The organism is Flavobacterium algoriphilum, assembly GCF_048158655.1.
Classification (GTDB): domain Bacteria; phylum Bacteroidota; class Bacteroidia; order Flavobacteriales; family Flavobacteriaceae; genus Flavobacterium; species Flavobacterium algoriphilum.
In genome coordinates this window covers 1-20223 of record NZ_JBLNKY010000004.1, presented here as the reverse complement: position 1 = coordinate 20223, position 20223 = coordinate 1, and the positions used below count along the sequence as shown (strand labels likewise).

Genomic DNA, 20223 nt, shown 5'->3' with positions numbered 1-20223 from the left:
ATTAGTTTAGAGATAAGTATTCTGCAGTACTTTTTCTGTCAGCACTCATTGCTTCTTTTCCAGATTCCCAGTTTGCAGGACAAACTTCACCTTTCTCTTGAATGTGTGTGTATGCATCAACCATACGTAAATATTCATTTACGTTACGACCTAATGGCATGTCGTTTACACTTTCGTGGAAAATTTTTCCAGTTTCGTCAATAAGGTAAGTTGCTCTATAAGTGACATTAGATCCTTCGATAATAATAGAATCGGTTTCTTCACTGTAACCCGTTTCTTCAATGTCAAGAATTCCTAGAATGTTTGATAAGTTTCTGTTAGTATCAGCAAGAATTGGATAGGTAACTCCTTCGATTCCACCATTGTTTTTTGGAGTGTTTAACCAAGCAAAATGAACTTCATTTGTATCACAAGAAGCTCCTATAACAATTGTATTTCTTATTTCGAATTCTGGTAAGGCTGCTTGAAAAGCATGTAATTCAGTTGGACATACAAATGTGAAATCTTTAGGGTACCAAAACAAAATCACTTTTTTGTTGTTTTTTGTAGCTTCTTCGAATATATTGATTTTTAAATTATCACCCATTTCTGAGATAGCATCTACTGCAATGCTTGGGAATTTTTTTCCTACTAATGACATTTATTTACTTTTTAATTAATTTTTTTTGACGGTGCAAAAGTAGTCTAAACAAAAGGTTAAATGCAATAACAGTTGATTATAAATAGTGATTTATAAATAGTTATTTCTTATCAAGATTTTTTAAAATGAAATAGCAGTTAATTATAATCCACTAACCGCCACAGGTAGAGTTCCTTTGCAAGCGGTGTTCTCTAAAAGTTGTTCCGCTGCGGTTTCTTGAAATTCTTTAAAATCCTGATACATTTGAACGATTCCTAAAGCATTTTTTAAATTTGGTATGACTTGAAGGGCATACGGATTTCCAAAAACATACAAAACACATTTTTTGTTTTGTAATAAAGTACCCAAAAACCGAAGTACTGAATCGTCCATATCAAAATTATGTAAAGGTTTAGCCTTTGGGACAAACAATGAAATAATAAGAGTGTCAAAACGAGTTAATGTATTTTCTAATTCATTTAGAACAGAATCATCGCCAGTTTCATAACTAAATTCAGGTGAAGGTAAAGCGGCAGATAGGTTCTTGAAAAATACATTATCGGTGTTTTTATAAAAGCTGAGTTTGGCAAGATCTTCTCTGTTTTTAGCATCAAAAACGGTTACTGTATTGTGATTGTCTTTTATTTTTGTAATACAGTTTCGAGCAACTTTTCTATTTAAAACGGAGGTAGTTTCAAAATCAAAATCACTTTCCGCAAGGTTTGGTAAACGAAGTTTTCCGTCTAGAATTCCTGCTTTATTTTTGCATTTCCACAATCGATTAAAACTGGCTTCAATTCTTTCCGGTGTGGCATTTTGGAGAATTTCTTGAATTCCTTCCGGCACATTTTCGGCAAAACACAAAACATCATTTCCGGCATTAAAAGCTTCCCATTCCAGTTGCCCTTTTTTCTTGTATAATTTGGAAACACTATGCATATTCAATGCATCCGAAATCACCAAACCATCATATCCCAATTGCTTTCGCAAAAGCGTTTCAATTACGGATTTTGATAACGTTGCTGATGTATCATTTCCGTCGTTCAAAACGGGAACAGCTAAATGGCCAATCATAATGGAATCGACATTATTTCCGATACCTTTTATAAAAGGAACGAATTCATTGGCTAATAATTCTTCCAGCGTTTCTTCTAAAACGGGTAGTCCTAAATGGGAATCAACATTAGTATTTCCGTGTCCTGGGAAATGTTTGAGACAGCCTAATACACCGGCATCATTCATTCCTTTCAAATATTCGAGGGCAAAATCAGCTACTTTTTCTTTATTCTCACCAAAGGAACGATACCCAATTACGGGATTATTTGGGTTGTTATTGATATCCGCCAAGGGTGCTAAATTATAATGGATTCCAACCGATTTTAAGTCTAGACCTATTTGTTTCCCAATTTCGTAAACCAATTTTTTTTCACTGTTCGGTAAAGCGCCAAGGGTAATGGCATAAGGATATTGTGGTGTTTTTTCGACGCGCATGGCCAATCCCCATTCGGCATCAATACTCATCAATAATGGAGTCGTCGCACAGTTTTGATACCTTACGATAAGTTCCTTCAAACGCTGAAAGCTATCGTCATTTAATACTATTTTTTTCTTGGTTTCATAATTGGTTGCGGCGCTGGCTCTACTATGAAAAAAAGTCAGTCCACCTATATTATATTCTTTAATTAATCGTTCAGTTGCCTGTATGTTTTCTTCGGTATCATTGATGAAAACGGCAGGAAAGAAAAATTGTCCTATTTTTTGTTCTAATGTCATTTTGAAATAGTGATAAGAGTAGTTTTTAACCATTTAAGGCATGTAAATTATTGTACAGATTTTATTGGTTGGTTAAAATAATTACTTTAAATAGTTTATGTATTCACGTATATGCCTTATATGTTAATGAAAATGATATGTTTTTATTCTTGCGTTGATTTCTTTCCAAAATCGCCAGGAAAAATTAAAAATCTGGAAAGGATTAATCCTGGTATTGTCGCTAAAAATACCCAAATAAAGAAATTGCCATAACCCAAATATTCCTGAATAAATCCGCTCAACATTCCTGGAAGCATCATTCCCAAAGCCATAAATCCTGTTGCGATGGAGTAGTGGGATGTTTTTGATGCGCCATCGGCAACGTAAATTAAATACATCATGAAAGCAGCAAAACCAAAACCATATCCAAATTGTTCTGCAATCACAGTCGCATAAACATAAAAAATTGACTCAGGATGAAAGTGGGAAAGCAAAATGAATCCTATGATAGGCAAGTGCATAGCTAAAAACATAGGTAACATCCATTTGCCGAGTCCTCCTTTTGAAATGGCTATTCCGCCAAGAATTCCTCCGATTACAAGTGCTGTTACTCCAAAGGTGCCATAAATAATTCCGACATCTTCAGTGGTTAATTCCATACCGCCTTTGATTTTTTCATCTATTAAAAATGGGGTCAACATTTTTAATAATTGCGATTCTCCTAATCTGAAAAGTAATATAAAGGCTAATACAATTCCAATTTGTTTTTTTTGAAAAAAGGTTTTAAAGACTACTCCGAAACTCTGTTTGTTTTCAGTTTCAGTTTCAGTTTTAGTTTTAGTTTCTTCTACTTTTGGAGTGGTAAAAAAGTTATAGATAGTTAAAAAAGTCATAACCAAGGCCACAATTATCATAGTATAGGACCAAGCTTTGCTTTTGTCTCCATATTTTTGCTCCAGAAAACCACCTAGTATTACGATTAATCCATTGGCGGTAAGCATGGAGAGTCTGTAAAAAGTGCTTCGGATTCCTAAGAAAAATGATTGTTGTTCCTTGGCTAAAGCCAACATGTAAAATCCATCGCTTGCAACGTCATTTGAAGCTGATGCAAATGCCGCAACCCAAAAAATAGCCAGACTCAAAACAAAAAAATTACTCATAGGGATGGTTAATCCCACAATCAAAAAGGCTATTGCAATAACCAATTGCATCGCCAGAAACCACTTTCTTTTGGTTGCATATAAATCTATAAAAGGGCTCCATAGTGGTTTAATTACCCAAGGCAAGTACAATAAACTGGTGTAAACTCCAATGTCTTCATTGTTGATGCCTAAACTCTTGTACATAATGACCGATACGGAGATGATGATGGCATACGGAAATCCTGACGCAAAATTTAATAATGGAATCCAAAACCAAGGTTTGGTGTCTGTTTTTGTTTGTTGCATATTATATTCAATTCAAATTTTATAGTGTGAAATTAACTAAAGTTGGTTGACTTTCATTACCATAAAAATCGATGAATGTAATGGCGCAGGTTGTATTTTTATCTAATTTGTAGGTTGGAATCACAACTTCAACAGTATCAATATTCTCTTTAAATGCTACTTTATCAATAATTTGACTTGGATCGTTGATGTCAATTTTCGAATTAAATTTAGCGCCATAAACCATAACATAACGTACTTTACTGTACAATGGATATTTGACATTAAAGCTGGAAGAAATAGGATTTACTAAAACATTATTCGCTGTGGGTACAATAGCCATTTTTTTAATAGAATTTGGAACCACATTAGGTAGTGCAGGATATTTGTACTGGTTTTCTATCAATAGTTGCGCAACGTTTTGATTTTTGTTCAAAAATGATTTGGCACTAAAAAAAGCATTTCCTTGAATGTTTTTGTAGGTTCTGGTAATATCAATTTGATTAGGAATTTCATTAGGATTGCTCCATTTTTTATCGGAATCTGCATTGATTTTATACGTTCCATTCCCTATGTAAATAGCTGTATTAGTTGAGTTTTCCGACCACCAACGCAGTAATTTTGAATAGGAAGCTTTAGGATGATCCATACTCCAGTACAATTGTGGAACGAGGTAATCAATCCATTTATTTTGCATCCATGCTATTGGATCAGCATATAAATCATCATAATTAGTTTGACCAGCTTCTGTCTCAGAACCTTTTGGATCTACTGATTTGTTTCTCCAAACTCCAAACGGGCTGATTCCAAATTGTACCCATGGTTTTATGTTTTTTATCGAAATTGAAATATTTTTTACCAAGGTATTTACATTAGATCGTCTCCAGTTTTCTACACTTAATCCATTTCCATATTTTTGGTAGGAAGCAGTGTCATTAAAAACTTCGCCTTTTACTCTATAAGGATAAAAATAATCATCAAAATGAATAGCATCAATATCATAATTTTTAACCACCTCGTCCACAATATCTATTAAATGAGCTTGTACTTCCGGTAGCGCTGGATTGTAATAGTATTTCCCACCATATTTAATCATCCATTCCGGATGTTGGTAAAAGTCATGTTTTGGACTTAAAATAGCCGTGTTCAGGTCCATTGTGGCGCGATATGGATTTAACCAAGCGTGAAATTCAAACCCTCTAGCATGCGTTTCTTCTATCATCCATGCCAATGTGTCAAAATAAGGTTTAGGCGTTTGCCCTTCTTTTCCGGTCAAAAAGCGAGACCACGGTGCTAATTCTGTGGGGTAAAAGGCATCACCAACACTTCGAATTTGTACAATTACGGCGTTATAATTTAATTTTTTATAAGCGTCTAAAATTTCAATAAAATCGGATTTTTGTTTATTTACATTATCGGTACTACTTTTTGGCCAGTCAATATTAACAACTGTGGCTATCCAAACGGCTCTAAATTCATTTTTAGGGTTTGTGGCCATCATTTGTGCGTTCCCATTCCAAGAAGAAATTAAAAAGAACAAAATAAGTACTAGGACAAGCTTGCATTTTTTCATTAGGTCTTATTTATAAAGTATTCAAAAATAGTTTTTTTAGTGAAATTTACCCGATAAAAGGATATAAAATTCGACATATTTTACTAACGCAATTTCTTTGCCAAAATTTTTTTAAATTGAATTTTCTAACAAATATTAAAAACTTTTTGACTTTTTCTTATTTGATTTTTTAATTTATAATCGGCTATATATTTATATTTGTCAAATAATACTGTATTGTCAGTTTTATATAAAATAATGTATAAGCCATGTTAACCTCACTTGAATTAGAACAATTATCTCTATCATTAGAAGGAACACTTTTATTTGATGATCTTCATAAAACGATTTACGCTACTGACGCCTCTGCTTATAGAATTATGCCACTTGCTGTGGCTATTCCAAAATCAGAAGAAGATATTGTCAAAATTATTCGCTTTGCAGCAAAAAATAAGATTTCAATAACTCCTCGAACTGCCGGAACTTCTTTGGCTGGGCAAACGGTAGGTAGCGGTATTATTGTTGATGTTTCGAAACATTTCACCAAGATTGTTGCTTTTGATCCCATTAAAAAAACGGTTACGGTACAACCAGGAGTGATTCGGGATGAACTGAATTTATTCTTGCAACCACATGGATTATTTTTTGGACCCAATACTTCCACTTCAAGTCGATGTATGATAGGAGGAATGGTGGGTAATAATTCGTCAGGAACCACGTCGATACGTTATGGCGTAACTCGCGACAAAATAGTGGAATTGAAAGCTATTTTGAGTGATGGAAGTCAAACAGTATTCAAAGATATGACTTCGGAAGAATTTATTGAAAAGACAAAAGGAGATTCACTTGAAAATACCATTTACAATACTATTTACGAGGAACTTTCGAATACAGAAAACCAAAAAGAAATTGTAAAGGAGTTTCCAAAACCCGAAATTCACAGGCGAAATACGGGTTATGCGATAGATTTATTATTAAAATCAGAATTGTTTTCAGGAACAGAAAAAACGATAAACTTAGGAAAACTCCTTTGCGGAAGCGAAGGGACTTTAGCATTTACCACCGAAATCACGTTGAAAGTAGATGATTTACCGCCAACAAATAATATCATGGTGGTAGCGCATTTTCATACCATTCAAGAAAGTTTAGAAGCTGTAGTTACAGCGATGAAACATCATTTATATACCTGTGAATTGATGGATGATACCATTCTGGATTGTACAAAAACGAACAGGGAACAAGCTAAAAACAGATTTTTTATACAAGGGGATCCAAAGGCAGTTATCATGCTTGAAGTGGCGTCTCATCATAGTATGGAAGATGCCGAATTACAAGCCAATGCTTTGATAGCAGATCTTGAGTTACATAATTTCGGGTATGCTTTACCTAAAATTTATGGCTCGGACATTGATAAAATAAATGAGTTACGAAAAGCAGGTCTTGGACTTTTAGGAAGTATAGTAGGGGATAATAAAGCAGCTGATTCCATTGAAGATACCGCAGTTGAGTTGAGTGATTTACCAAATTATATTGCTGAATTCTCGGCGATGATGCAGCGTCATGGTCAAAGTGCCATTTATTATGCACACGCCGGAGCCGGAGAAATTCACTTGCGACCAGTTTTAAATTTAAAAACAAAAGAAGGATTACACCAATTTAGAAACATTGCGACCGAAGTGGCTATTTTGGTAAAAAAATATAGAGGTTCATTGAGCGGGGAACATGGAGACGGAATAGTGCGTGGAGAATTTTTGCCTTTTATGATTGGGGACAAGAATTATGAATTATTAAAACGGGTAAAAAAAGCTTTTGACCCGAATACAATTTTAAATGTTGGAAAAATTGTTAATGCTTCCAAAATGGACGAAAATCTTAGGGTGGAAGCGGGCAGGGTAGAACCGAATATCAAAACGATTCAGGATTTCTCGGATAGTATGGGGATTTTACGTGCTGCAGAGAAATGTAACGGTTCCGGCGATTGCAGGAAATTACCATCGGCTGGTGGTACTTTATGTCCAAGTTATCGCGCCACGCGAAACGAAAAAGACACCACTCGTGCAAGAGCCAATGCGCTGAGAGAATATTTGACGCATTCAGAAAAAGACAATAAGTTCGATCACGAAGAATTATATAAAGTATTTGAATTGTGTGTAAGTTGTAAAGCTTGTGCGAGCGAATGCCCAAGTAATGTGGATGTAGCTGCTTTAAAATCGGAGTTTTTGTACCAATACCAAAAAGCAAACGGATTCTCATTGCGAAATAAAATATTTGCGTTTAACTCTAAGCTAAATAACCTTGGAAGTATTACTCCATCGTTTACCAATTTTATGGTGAATTTGCCTTTGGTGAAAAAGAGTATGGGAATTGCTCCAAAAAGAGAAGTCCCGCTTTTGGCTCCAATCACGTTTAGAAAATGGTATGAGAAAAATTGGAATCAGGCGCCAAGTGATTCTTTTGTAAATGGAAAAGTATGTTTGTTTTGTGATGAATTCACTAATTTTTATGATGTTTCAGTTGGAATCGATGCGTATGAGTTATTGACGGCATTAGGATACGAAGTGATTCTGGTAGATCATGAAGAAAGCGGTAGGGCTTTTATTTCTAAAGGTTTTCTCGAAGAAGCAAAAGCAATTGCAAATATAAATATTGATATTTTTTCGAATTATATTACTGCTGATTGTCCGTTGATAGGAATCGAACCATCGGCGATATTGACTTTCAGGGACGAATACATCCGATTGGCAGATGATAAAGTAAATGCCGAAAAATTATCCGAACATGTATTCACCATTGAAGAGTTTTTTAAAAATGAGATTACAAAAGGAAAAATTCATGCAGAGCAATTTTCTGACTTGGAAAAAACGATAAAAATTCACGGACACTGCCATCAAAAGTCATTGAGTTCTATTGAAGCGACTTTTGCCATGTTGAATGTACCAAAAAATAGCTCGGTTACGATTTACAATTCGGGATGTTGCGGTATGGCTGGTTCTTTTGGATACGAAAAAGAGCATTACGACATCAGTATGCAAATGGGAGAAGATACTTTGTTTCCAAAAATTAGAGCTACTGATGCCACTACAACTATTGCTGCTGCAGGAACAAGTTGTCGTCATCAAATTTTTGATGGAACCAATAGAAAAGCGCTCCATCCGGTATCTATTTTAAAGTCATATTTAAAATAGATATGTGCTTGTTTTGGAATATTAAATGTGTAATATTTGTAAAAAATGAATTTAGGTTAAATACTGCGTCTTATATTTATTATTTCATAAAAAATAGAGCTGTTAAATATTGATTTGATATTTTATAATAGTTAAAAAAATGAAATATGGAATGGGATGTGAAATTAAAAACAAAATAGTTTTCTTAAAATTTCTAATATTTAAAATGTTTTAAATATTTGATTTTTTATAAAATTTACGTTATTTTCGAATTAAATCGTAAAATTTACGATAAATTAATTTTTAATGATAAAATTTACAATATGGCATTAAAGGGTTTATTCAGAAAGAAGACAGTTCAAGATATTTTAAAACAGGTTGAAAAAAATAATGCGGATGGTCATAATGCACTTGGAAAGCATTTAACGGCTCGTGATTTAACGGCATTTGGAATTGCAGCTATTGTTGGAGCAGGTATTTTTAGTACCATTGGTAAAGCCAGTGCTGATGGAGGTCCTGCAGTTATTTTTCTTTTCTTATTTACAGCCATAGCGTGTAGTTTTGCTGCCTTTGCTTATGCTGAATTTGCTTCTATGGTTCCTGTTTCGGGAAGTGCTTACACCTATTCTTATGTAGCTTTTGGAGAAATAATCGCTTGGATTATTGGCTGGGCATTAATAATGGAATATGCAGTAGGAAATATAACGGTGGCGATATCGTGGAGCGATTATTTTACCGGATTACTCGATAGTATGGGGATTCATCTTCCACAATATGCTCAAATGGATTATTTATCCGCTTCCAATGGTTTTAAAGATGCAACTGCTTTGATGCAAAGTGGCAAAACATTTGAAAATTTAAGTTTAGCAACACAAGCGGCATATACAGCATGGACCACTTCACCGGTTATTGGTTCCTTTCACTTTGTGGCTGATTTACCAGCTTTATTAATTATTGTTTTAATTACAGCTTTGGTTTATCGTGGTATGAAAGAGTCTCGTAATGCCAGCAATATAATGGTTGTTGTTAAATTATGTATCGTACTTTTAGTAATTGCTGTAGGGATTTTTTATGTAGATGTTGATAATTGGCATCCGTTTGCACCTAATGGAGTTTCAGGGGTTTTAAAAGGAGTTTCGGCTGTGTTCTTTGCTTACATCGGGTTTGATGCAATTTCTACAACTGCCGAAGAATGTAAAGATCCACAACGTGATTTGCCAAAAGGAATGATGTGGGCCATTATTATTTGTACTATTTTATATATTGCAATCGCATTGGTTTTAACAGGAATGGTAAGCTACAATGAATTGAATGTAGGAGATCCATTAGCATTTGTATTTGATAAACTACATTTAAAATGGATGTCGGGAATTATTGCCGTGAGTGCAGTAATTGCGATGGCTAGTGTTTTATTGGTGTTCCAAATGGGGCAACCGCGAATCTGGATGAGTATGAGTCGGGATGGATTATTACCCAAACGATTTTCTAAAGTTCATCCTAAATTTAAAACACCTTCTTATGCTACAATCGTTACCGGTTTTGTAGTAGCAATACCTGCTTTATTTTTGAATTTAACCATGGTTACGGATTTGTGCAGTATAGGGACTTTATTTGCCTTTGTATTGGTATGCGCCGGAGTTTTGGCTTTGCAAAATAGAACCGATATTCCTCGTGGAAAATTCAAAACGCCTTACATGAATTCAAAATTTATCATGCCTGTTTTAATTTGTATTGGGTTGGTCTTTGCGTTTGGTTATAATAAAAAAAATACAATGAATTTCATTACTAATGAAACTCAAATCAATAGCTCGGAGGCTATTGTAACCTCATTAAATAAAGAAGAAACTCAAAAAGTATATGAGTATTTAGTAAGTGTTGATGCTAAAAATGCTACAACAGGTACTCCGGATTTAGAATTTTTACTAAGTCAATACCAACAAGATGACGCAAAATATGCTAGTGTAATTGCAAATTTACCAGTAGCGGAATCTATTAAATATGAAAGTGGTTTTAGTTTATTCAAACACAAAATCCCAATGTGGATTTTTCTGCTTGTTTTGGCTGGATTATCGGTTTGGTCATTCAAGGAAAATTTATCACTGATTCCATTATTGGGTTTGATTTGTTGCTTGTACATGATGGCAGAACTAAGTGTTTGGAACTGGATTTATTTTACTATTTGGCTGCTTATCGGTTTGACGATTTATTTTGGGTTCAGCCGTAACAACAGTAAGTTGAATTTGAAAGAGGTTTAAATTTAATATTTATATAGGAAACCGTCTTGTGCAATCAAGACGGTTTTTTTGGTTTAGAGCAAAAAAAATCCGTTCGAAATATACTTTCAAACGGATTCAACAAACTACAAAAACTAAAAAAAAACTATTCCATCAAAACGGATTCTGACGTTAGTACATTCAATTCCATCATGCATTTTTTCATGATCTGATACGTTCTTTCTATATTGTTGTCTAAACCTATAGAAAATCGGATTAGACCATCAGTCAATCCCATTTCTATTTGTTCATCCATAGGGATTTCGCTTGAAGTAGAAGTCCCCGGTGCGCTAAATAAGGTTTTATAAAATCCTAAACTCACTGCAAGATACCCTAGGTTTTTTGCCTGCATCAATTCCATTAGTTCGTTGGCTTTCGCCAAAGTTCCAACATCCAATGTCATCATTCCGCCAAAGCCATATTCCGGATTAATCATCGAAGCATACAATTCATGGCTTGGGTGACTTTTTAATCCCGGATAAACCGTTTTTAATCCGTCTTTTTCAAAACGTTCCGCCAGATACATTGCATTATAACTGTGTTGCTTCATACGGATATGTAGCGTGCGCAAGTTTTTCATCACACTGGCTGAACGTAAACTATCCATTGTCGGACCAAGTAACATACTGGCGCCACTATTCACGTTTTTCAAACTATCAATAAATTCCTGTGAAGCACACGTTACGCCGCCCACGGTATCACTGCTTCCGTTGATGTATTTCGTTAAGCTGTGAATGATAATATCAGCACCTAATTTTACAGGAGAAACAGATAATGGTGAAAAAGTATTATCGACCACTAACTTCAAATTGTGTTTTTTTGCGATTTTTGCTAATCCGGCAATATCAGCCACTTCCAGTAAAGGATTACTGACCGTCTCGCAGTACAAGACTTTGGTTTTGGGAGTAATGGCAGCTTCCACAACGTCTAATTTCGTGATGTCAACAAAAGTGGTTGTGATGCCTAATCTCGGCGAGAAATTCTTCAAAAAAGCATACGTTCCCCCATAAATAGTTCTGCTCGAAACAATATGATCTCCTGCACTGCACAATTGCATTAGCGTAGGTGTAATTGCTCCCATTCCTGAAGCGGAGACATTCGCTGTTTCTGTTCCTTCCATCGCTGCCAAGGCTTTGTCTAAGTATAAATTGCTCGGTGAAGAGTGACGTGAATATAAATAACAACCTTCCATATTACCTTCAAAAGTATCGAACATCGTTTTTGCTGATAAAAAAGTATAGGTTGAGGAATCAGAAATAGAGGGGTTTACGCCGCCAAATTCACCAAAGTACTGTAAATCCTGAATGTTATCTGCGGGATTGAAGTTTTTCATAATTTATATTTAATCTTTTTTATGCTGAATTTATTTCAGTATTCGAAGCTATTCCTGCTATTCGTTTCAATCTTTTCTTTTTTAAAGAAAAAAAGAGAAGGATTTTCACTGCTATCAGGGCTAGGGAATTTCGTTCTTTGATGAAATCTATTCAAAACAACAGTGTTTTAGATTAATAATCAATCATGGTAATGAATATTAGATTTTAAAACTATTAAATATAGATAATGTAATTTATTTTTCTAAATTAGCCTCTCAAATAAGAATTTTATAGATTATTTATCCATTCCAATTTTTCAATAAAATGACATTAGATTCAACAGATAAAAAGTTGCTTTTTTTATTACAATCCGACAGCAAGAAAACAACCAAAGAACTTTCCTTAAAACTCAATCTTTCGGTTACTGCCGTTTACGAACGCATTAAAAAATTAGAAAGAGAAGGGATTATTGATAAATACGTCGTGTTAGTCAATCGATCGAAAGTTGAGAGAGGTTTTGTTGTTTTTTGTCACCTCAAATTGATTCAGCATACCAAAGAGTTTATCGCTAAATTCGAAAGTGAAGTCGTAAAATTAAAAGAAGTGATGGAGTGCCATCATGTGAGCGGCGATTACGATTATATCCTGAAAATAGTAGTAAAAGACATGGAAGCGTATCGGGAATTTTTGGTTACAAAACTGACTACACTGCAACATATAGGAAGCACACACAGCACGTTTATGATTAGTGAAGTAAAAAGCACGACCGTTGTTGATATTTAGTAGGCAGTTTTTTGTGTAGGTTATTCAACGGTTAGTAAACACTAATTGCTAAAAATTCATAACAAAAAACCTTATAAATTAAACTTTAAACAAAACTTAATTCCTTAATTTTGTGCAAGATTTTATAAAACACAATAAAAAAATATACTATGAGTTCATTTGACGTAGTCATAATAGGTTCTGGGCCAGGCGGATATGTATCGGCAATTCGTTGTGCACAACTGGGGTTCAAAACAGCAATTATAGAAAAATATTCCACTCTTGGAGGAACTTGCCTGAATGTAGGTTGTATTCCATCAAAAGCATTACTTGCTTCTTCTCATCATTACAGTGAAATTGCCCATTTTGCAGATCACGGAATTGAAGTTTCCGGAGAAATAAAAGTGAACCTTGAAAAAATGATAGCGCGCAAACAAGCCGTTGTGGATCAGACTTCAGGTGGTGTGAAATTTTTAATGGATAAAAATAAAATTACAGTTCTGGAAGGTTTGGGTTCATTTGTTGACACTACTCATGTTGCTGTTGCAAAAGCGGATGGAACTTCTGAAACTATCGAAGCTACAACTATCATTATCGCTACAGGTTCAAAACCATCTTCTTTGCCATTTATCAAAATCGATAAAGAAAGAATCATCACTTCTACAGAAGCTTTGAAACTTAAAGAAGTACCAAAACATTTAGTTATCATTGGAGGTGGCGTAATTGGGATTGAATTAGGTCAAGTGTATTTACGATTGGGAGCGCAAGTTTCTGTAGTAGAATTCATGGACCGAATTATTCCAGGAATGGATGCTTCATTATCTAAAGAATTGACTAAGGTTTTAAAAAAACAAGGCATGAAATTCTACGTTTCACACAAAGTGAAATCAGTAGAAAGAAATGGCGAAGCTGTTGTAGTTCAAGCTGAAAATGCAAAAGGAGAAACAATTACGCTGGAAGGAGATTATTCATTAGTTTCTGTGGGACGTCGTCCTTATACTGATGGATTGAATGCGGATAAAGCAGGAGTAAAAATCTCGGATAGAGGAATGGTAGAAGTAAACGATCATTTACAAACTTCAGTTCCTAATATCTATGCTATTGGTGATGTTGTTCGTGGAGCGATGTTAGCGCACAAAGCAGAAGAAGAAGGAGCAATGGTTGCTGAAATATTAGCAGGTCAAAAACCACATATTGATTACAACTTAATTCCGGGTGTTGTTTACACTTGGCCAGAAGTGGCTGCTGTAGGGCAAACTGAGGAGCAATTGAAAGCTGCTGGAGTAGATTTCAAATCAGGAAGTTTCCCTTTTAAAGCTTTAGGACGTGCTCGTGCTGGAGGTGATTTAGACGGATTTGTGAAAATTCTTGCTGATGCAAAAACAGATGAAGTTCTTGGAGTTCATATGATTGGAGCCCGTTGTGCGGATTTAATTGCTGAAGCGGTTACGGCAATGGAATTCAAAGCCTCTGCCGAAGATATTTCAAGAATGTCTCACGCGCACCCAACATTTGCAGAAGCAATAAAAGAAGCTGCATTAGCTGCTACTGATAATAGAGCTTTACATGTATAATTAAAGACTATATATAAAATAAGAAACCCGCTATCTAAGCGGGTTTCTTTTTTATATTTTTATTATTTAGCTACAAATACACTTTTATAATTTTCCCAATGGCTAAAAATTAAAAAGATATTTCCAAAAAATACAAATAATGCAATTGGTAAGTTTTGTGGACTTAAGAAAAAATTGATCAATAATATATTTAAAGTAACGGGTAAAATAATGAGATTAGCCAAAGTTACATAGCGACCAGTAATAAATGAAATTCCACAGAGAAATTCTAAGGATTTTGCTAAAGGTATCAAATAAGTGGATGCCATTAAACCGACATTAAATGCTTTGAAGTTCCCAGTTGTTTCAGCCTCAGGCGACAGGTGTAAAAAAAAACTAATTGAAGTATAAAGAAAAAGGAGTCCAAGTAAAGATCGAATAATGATGATTGCAATTTTCATGATATTTGGTTTTATAGGTTACACATTTAAAATATACTATTATCGCATAGCATTTTATTCATATACAATATTTTCCATTGGTGCTCGTCTAAATCAGCTAAGTCCGTAAATCCATCCATGATCTTGTCGTTTTATAAATAGAAACCGCCAGTATCAATTGCATTTTTAATCATTTCATCTCCTTTTTTCTTTACTTTTAACATCACCACCAATCAGTTCTTGGATTCTTAACTGTGAATTTTAGATTGAATTTAAAACCAATTTCAGGTTTTGTTACGGCCCTAATTTTACAAGTATTTTCGAATCGAGATCACTCTGATTTCATTTTTATGATATAAAGATAATTAATTTTTTAAAACGAAAACGATTGATTTTTAACAGTTTTAATTTTATTTATGCAAATATTTCTTATAAACAACAAAACCACCAGTTCCAAATAGGATGATTGCCCAAGATTAAAGATAAAAACGATCACTTTAGCGAATAGCGAATTGATTTTAAATATTGATTAAAATCGTTTCATTAATTTTTCGTTACTACTCTTAGTTGGAATTTTTTTATTGTAATTTTGAATCTTAAAATAAATCGTTTTTGAGAATTTCAATTTATAAGCAAATATCCGATCCTGCAGCCTTTAAACAACAACTTTTATTTTGGTCGCAACAATTCCGCGAAGTAATTTTCATGGATAGTAATCATTATCCACAGGAATATTCTAGTTATGACTGTCTGCTTGCAGTAGATGCTTTTACTTCCATAAAAACGGATTATAATAATGCTTTCGAGGATTTAAAACAATACCAGCAAATTACCAAGGACTGGCTTTTTGGTTATTTATCGTATGATTTAAAAAATGATGTGGAGCACTTGCAATCCAATAATTTTGATGGATTGGGTTTTCCGGATTTGTTTTTCTTTCAACCTAAGAAATTATTTTTATTGAAAGGAAATGAACTCGAAATTCAATATCTCAATGTATGCGAAGATGAAGCGGAGGGAGACTTTGAGGAAATTAGTGTTCAGTATTCAACATCTAGTGTTCAAAACTCACAAATAACAATTCAACAACGGATTTCAAAAGAGAATTATCTTGAAAAAGCATCCAAAATATTAGAACACATTCATCACGGGGATATTTACGAAGCGAATTTTTGCATGGAGTTTTTTGCAGAAAATGCAACGATTGAGCCTATTGAAAAGTTTGTAAAGTTGAACGAAATTTCTCTTCCGCCATTTGCCGTTTTTTTTAAGAATAATAAACATTTTTTACTTTCAGCTTCTCCAGAACGCTATTTGAAAAAGGAAGGGGAATTGATTATTTCGCAACCAATTAAAGGAACTGCGAGACGATTCTCAGATCCAATGGAAGATGAAAAATCGAGAACACAATTGGCTTTGGACCCAAAAGAGCGTTCCGAAAATATTATGATTACGGATTTGGTCCGCAATGATTTGTCGCATACCGCACAAAAAGGTTCTGTGGCAGTAACAGAATTATGTAAAATTTATTCTTTTATACAGGTGCACCAAATGATTTCTACGGTTACTTCAAAATTAGATCTTCAATACAAAGCGGTTGATGCTATAAAAACCACTTTTCCGATGGGAAGTATGACCGGAGCTCCAAAAATTTCGGCAATGAAAATTATCGAAAACCTTGAAGAAACAAAACGGGGTTTGTACAGTGGGGCAGTAGGATATTTTACGCCAAGTGGTGATTTTGATTTCAATGTTGTAATCCGAAGTATTTTGTACAATCAGGAGAAAAAATATGTTTCTTTTTCAGTGGGAAGTGCCATCACTTCGCAATCAATTCCTGAAAAGGAGTATGAGGAATGTTTGCTTAAAGCCAAAGCTATGCGAGAAGTTTTAAGCTAAATCAAAATGAATTAATTACTTTTGAATATGCTACAGAAATTCCAAAACCATCTTCTTCACAATTTTCAATTTTTGAATGGAAAAAAACTGCTTCTTGCCACAAGTGGCGGTATTGACAGTATGGTTATGGTGCATTTATTTCAGCAATTAGACTATAAGATTGGAATCGCACATTGCAATTTTCAACTTCGCGGAATGGAAAGTTTCGGGGATCAAGATTTTGTTCAGGAATATGCTGTCGCAAATGATGTAAAGGTATTCATAACACAATTTGATACCAAATCCTTTGCGGAAGATTATAAAATTTCAACTCAAGTAGCCGCTCGCGAGTTGCGTTACAACTGGTTTTATGAATTATTAGAAACCGAAAAATTTGACTATATTCTTACCGCACATCATGCTGATGACAATATAGAAACTTTTCTCATCAATCTTACCAGAGGAACAGGATTAGAAGGTTTAACTGGAATTCCGGAACAAAATGAAAATGTGATTCGGCCATTTTTATTGTTTTCTAGACAAGAAATTGAAGTATATGCAAAAGTAAATGCGATTCAATGGCGAGAAGACAGCAGTAATGCATCGGATAAATACCTTCGAAATAAAATTCGCCATCATGTAGTTCCGATGTTAAAAGAATTAAATCCAAATTTTCTTTCCTCTTTTCATAAAACAGAAACATATTTGCAGGAAGCGCAAGCTATGGTTGAGGATGCATCAATTATTGTGTATCAACAAGTGGCAAAGCAAGAAGAGGAAAACATATTTTTTGATTTGAATCAATTGAAAAAATTGCCCAATTACAAATCGTATTTGTACCAATGGTTGAAAGAATTTGAATTTTCGGCTTGGGATGATATTTATGATTTGGTCGAAAGTCAATCAGGTAAGCAGATTTATTCACCTGAGTTTCGATTGTTGAAAGACAGAGATTCTTTAATCCTAAGTCCAATAAATTTCGTAAATGAAAAGAAAGAGTTTTTAATTCAAGAAAATCAGGAAGAAGTTAAGATTCCCATAAATCTTTCGTTTTGCAAAGTATCCGAGATGAGTATCGTTTCAAATAAAACTATCTTTGTTGACGCCAATAAATTACAATTTCCCTTAGTTTTACGCCATTGGCATGAAGGAGATGTTTTTCAACCTTTTGGGATGGACGGCAAATCTAAGAAAGTGAGTAAATTATTTAAAGACGAGAAATTATCATTGATTGACAAAGAAAACACTTGGCTTTTATGCTCCAAAAATGAAATTGTTTGGATTGTTGGGATTCGTCAAGATAACCGTTATAGAATAGAAAACAACACACAAAATATACTTAAAATAGATATAGAATAATGAGGAAATTACTATTTATACTTTTTGCTTTTTTTGCTTTCGCCAAAGGAAATGCACAAATTCTTGATCCTGCAAAATGGACAACAAAAATTGAAAAAAAATCAGAGAATACTTATTTGTTAACTTTTAATGCCGTTATTGAAAAAGACTGGCATATGTATTCCCAGTTTACACCGGATGGAGGACCATTGCCATTAGAGGTTATTTTTAAAAATCAAAAAGGAAATTTCACCTTAGTTGGCAAAGCCAAAGAAAGTAAAACAACTACAGCTTTCAATGATGTTTTTGGAGTGAACGAGACTTTTTTTGAAAAGAAAGCCCAAATTCAGCAAGAGATTATACTAACAAATCCAAAGATTCTAAAAGTAGAAGTCGATTTAAATTATCAGGTTTGTAAAGATGCCTGCATTAATTTAGAGAAAAAATTCACTTTTGCAATTCCTACAATTTCAAAGGCCGATGCCAACATCATTAAAAGCGAAACATTAAAAGCAGACACTATACCTTCAAAACAAGAAGTAACAGAAGCAATTGCTAGTCCTGCAAATTCAGCAGTTACAGTTGCTAAACCAGCTACTCAAAAAGGATTATGGTCTATTTTCTTCATTGCTTTTTTGTCGGGATTTGCCGCTTTGCTTACGCCTTGTGTTTTTCCGATGATTCCTATGACCGTGAGCTTTTTTACCAAACAAAGTAAATCAAAAGCGAAAGGAATCAGACATGCCATTATTTATGGAATTTCTATCATATTTATTTATGTAGTATTGGGGTTTTTAGTGACTTGGATTTTTGGTGCTGATGCGCTGAATGCCTTGTCTACCAATGTTTGGTTTAATATAATATTCTTTATTCTATTGATTGTTTTTGCGGCTTCATTTCTTGGCGCATTCGAGATTATGCTGCCTAATTCGTGGGCAAATAAAGTAGACAGCCAGGCGGATAGAGGTGGGATAATAGGGATATTATTTATGGCATTAGCGCTTGCGATTGTCTCTTTTTCTTGTACAGGACCTATTGTAGGAACCCTGCTGGTTGACGCTGCTTCGAAAGGTGGTATTGCACCAATAATCGGAATGTTAGGTTTTTCATTAGCTTTGGCCTTACCTTTTATGTTGTTTGCCATGTTCCCAGGTTGGCTACATTCGTTACCAAGATCTGGTGGATGGCTAAATACAGTAAAAGTAGTTTTGGGTTTTCTGGAATTGGCTTTGGCTTTCAAATTTTTATCGAATGCTGATTTGGTTTTACAATTGCATTTGTTGGAAAGAGAAGTGTTTTTGGCGATTTGGATCGCTGTTTTTGGAGCATTAGCCCTTTATTTATTTGGGAAAATCACGTTGCCACACGATAGTGCTTTGACTCATATTTCAGTAGGAAGATTGTTAATGGGATTGCTGGTTTTAACGTTTACCATTTATTTAATCCCGGGACTTTGGGGAGCGCCTTTAAAACTGATTAATGCTTTTCCGCCACCAATGGAATATAGCGAAAGTCCAATGGGTTTTGGAAGTTCAGGAGTTGAAAATTCAATAGCCATTTTACCCGAAGGTGCCAAAAGCGGGCCACATGGATTAGTAGTTTTTGATGATTACGAAAAAGGCTTGGCTTATGCCAGAATAATACACAAACCTATTATGTTAGATTTTACAGGTTACGCTTGTGTGAATTGCAGAAAAATGGAAAATAATGTTTGGTCTGACGCGCGTGTTTTTTCTATTTTGAATAACGATGTTGTTTTGATTTCTTTATATGTTGATGATAAGCGCGAATTGCCTAAAAACGAACACACTATTTCTAAAACTACCGGGGCTGAAATTGAAACCATTGGTGATAAGTGGACCGATTTTATGATTTCCAAATATAAAACCAATACACAACCCTTATATGTTTTAACAGATTTAGAAGGGAATAATTTAAATGAAACAATTCCAACCATAAGTTATGTTGGAGTGGAAGAATATGTGATTTGGCTAAAAACCGGAACCTCTAAATTCAAAAAATAAACTTTTTTTTGTTTGTCCCGTCCTGAAAAAACAATACAGATTATTAGATAAAATTAAATATTAAACAGTAGCAAAAATGTTTTTGCTACTGTTTTTTGCTTTATAGGTTCTCATGTTAATTATGCTTT

Annotated in this window: 13 protein-coding genes; 7 read left to right on the top strand and 6 right to left on the bottom strand. The window is 34.3% G+C overall.

The features are described from left to right. Position 1 precedes the first annotated feature (1 nt). From ACM55G_RS08530 to ACM55G_RS08515, 4 genes are all read right to left on the bottom strand, one after another. A complete protein-coding gene (locus tag ACM55G_RS08530; RefSeq protein ID WP_416843486.1) occupies positions 2-640 on the bottom strand; it encodes a peroxiredoxin in 639 nt (212 codons plus the stop codon). Positions 641-781: 141 nt separating this feature from the next. Further along, positions 782-2392, bottom strand: coding sequence for a glycoside hydrolase family 3 protein (locus tag ACM55G_RS08525; RefSeq protein ID WP_416843485.1), 1611 nt, complete (start codon positions 2390-2392; stop codon positions 782-784). Between the two features lie 143 nt (positions 2393-2535). Then, on the bottom strand, positions 2536-3819 hold the full coding sequence (locus tag ACM55G_RS08520) for an MFS transporter (RefSeq protein WP_416843484.1): 1284 nt from the start codon (positions 3817-3819) through the stop codon (positions 2536-2538). Between the two features lie 19 nt (positions 3820-3838). Continuing rightward, on the bottom strand, positions 3839-5371 hold the full coding sequence (locus tag ACM55G_RS08515) for a glycoside hydrolase family 10-like protein (RefSeq protein WP_416843483.1): 1533 nt from the start codon (positions 5369-5371) through the stop codon (positions 3839-3841). Positions 5372-5619: 248 nt separating this feature from the next. Between ACM55G_RS08515 and ACM55G_RS08510 the strand changes: the two genes are divergently transcribed. Together ACM55G_RS08510 and ACM55G_RS08505 are read left to right on the top strand one after the other, a co-directional pair. After that, entirely contained in the window at positions 5620-8535 is a 2916-nt protein-coding gene (locus ACM55G_RS08510; protein ID WP_416843482.1) for an FAD-binding and (Fe-S)-binding domain-containing protein, read from the top strand. 302 nt (positions 8536-8837) lie between these two features. Beyond that, positions 8838-10769: an amino acid permease gene (locus ACM55G_RS08505; RefSeq protein ID WP_416843481.1), complete on the top strand. Its 1932-nt coding sequence runs from the start codon at positions 8838-8840 to the stop codon at positions 10767-10769. Positions 10770-10893: 124 nt separating this feature from the next. Here ACM55G_RS08505 and ACM55G_RS08500 read toward each other — a convergent pair whose 3' ends face one another. Continuing rightward, positions 10894-12120: an aminotransferase class I/II-fold pyridoxal phosphate-dependent enzyme gene (locus ACM55G_RS08500; RefSeq protein ID WP_416843480.1), complete on the bottom strand. Its 1227-nt coding sequence runs from the start codon at positions 12118-12120 to the stop codon at positions 10894-10896. 304 nt (positions 12121-12424) lie between these two features. Between ACM55G_RS08500 and ACM55G_RS08495 the strand changes: the two genes are divergently transcribed. Then, positions 12425-12883: an Lrp/AsnC family transcriptional regulator gene (locus tag ACM55G_RS08495; protein ID WP_416843479.1), complete on the top strand. Its 459-nt coding sequence runs from the start codon at positions 12425-12427 to the stop codon at positions 12881-12883. A gap of 149 nt (positions 12884-13032) precedes the next feature. Then, positions 13033-14436, top strand: a complete 1404-nt coding sequence (lpdA, locus tag ACM55G_RS08490) for a dihydrolipoyl dehydrogenase (RefSeq protein ID WP_416843478.1) — start codon at positions 13033-13035, stop codon at positions 14434-14436. A 62-nt stretch (positions 14437-14498) separates the two neighbouring features. Here the strand turns inward: lpdA and ACM55G_RS08485 are convergent, their stop codons facing one another. Then, positions 14499-14876 (bottom strand): DoxX family membrane protein, encoded by a 378-nt coding sequence (locus tag ACM55G_RS08485; RefSeq protein WP_416843477.1) that lies wholly within the window; start codon positions 14874-14876, stop codon positions 14499-14501. Between the two features lie 591 nt (positions 14877-15467). Between ACM55G_RS08485 and ACM55G_RS08480 the strand changes: the two genes are divergently transcribed. The 3 genes from ACM55G_RS08480 to ACM55G_RS08470 are packed head-to-tail and all read left to right on the top strand — an operon-like array spanning position 15468 to position 20095. Then, complete coding sequence (locus ACM55G_RS08480) at positions 15468-16754, top strand: anthranilate synthase component I family protein (RefSeq protein ID WP_416843476.1); 1287 nt, start codon at positions 15468-15470, stop codon at positions 16752-16754. A 27-nt stretch (positions 16755-16781) separates the two neighbouring features. Beyond that, entirely contained in the window at positions 16782-18092 is a 1311-nt protein-coding gene (gene tilS, locus ACM55G_RS08475) for a tRNA lysidine(34) synthetase TilS (protein ID WP_416843475.1), read from the top strand. Next, positions 18092-20095, top strand: coding sequence for a protein-disulfide reductase DsbD family protein (locus ACM55G_RS08470; RefSeq protein ID WP_416843474.1), 2004 nt, complete (start codon positions 18092-18094; stop codon positions 20093-20095). Before tilS ends, ACM55G_RS08470 begins: the two co-directional genes overlap by 1 nt. Positions 20096-20223 lie beyond the last annotated feature (128 nt).

Excerpts from the sequence above, each read along its gene's own strand:
- ACM55G_RS08530 (WP_416843486.1), bottom strand. The coding sequence starts at position 640 with ATGTCATTAGTAGGAAAAAAATTCCCAAGCATTGCAGTAGATGCTATC.
- ACM55G_RS08525 (WP_416843485.1), bottom strand. The coding sequence starts at position 2,392 with ATGACATTAGAACAAAAAATAGGACAATTTTTCTTTCCTGCCGTTTTC.
- ACM55G_RS08520 (WP_416843484.1), bottom strand. The coding sequence starts at position 3,819 with ATGCAACAAACAAAAACAGACACCAAACCTTGGTTTTGGATTCCATTA.
- ACM55G_RS08515 (WP_416843483.1), bottom strand. The coding sequence starts at position 5,371 with ATGAAAAAATGCAAGCTTGTCCTAGTACTTATTTTGTTCTTTTTAATT.
- ACM55G_RS08510 (WP_416843482.1), top strand. The coding sequence starts at position 5,620 with ATGTTAACCTCACTTGAATTAGAACAATTATCTCTATCATTAGAAGGA.
- ACM55G_RS08505 (WP_416843481.1), top strand. The coding sequence starts at position 8,838 with ATGGCATTAAAGGGTTTATTCAGAAAGAAGACAGTTCAAGATATTTTA.
- ACM55G_RS08500 (WP_416843480.1), bottom strand. The coding sequence starts at position 12,120 with ATGAAAAACTTCAATCCCGCAGATAACATTCAGGATTTACAGTACTTT.
- ACM55G_RS08495 (WP_416843479.1), top strand. The coding sequence starts at position 12,425 with ATGACATTAGATTCAACAGATAAAAAGTTGCTTTTTTTATTACAATCC.
- lpdA (WP_416843478.1), top strand. The coding sequence starts at position 13,033 with ATGAGTTCATTTGACGTAGTCATAATAGGTTCTGGGCCAGGCGGATAT.
- ACM55G_RS08485 (WP_416843477.1), bottom strand. The coding sequence starts at position 14,876 with ATGAAAATTGCAATCATCATTATTCGATCTTTACTTGGACTCCTTTTT.
- tilS (WP_416843475.1), top strand. The coding sequence starts at position 16,782 with ATGCTACAGAAATTCCAAAACCATCTTCTTCACAATTTTCAATTTTTG.
- ACM55G_RS08470 (WP_416843474.1), top strand. The coding sequence starts at position 18,092 with ATGAGGAAATTACTATTTATACTTTTTGCTTTTTTTGCTTTCGCCAAA.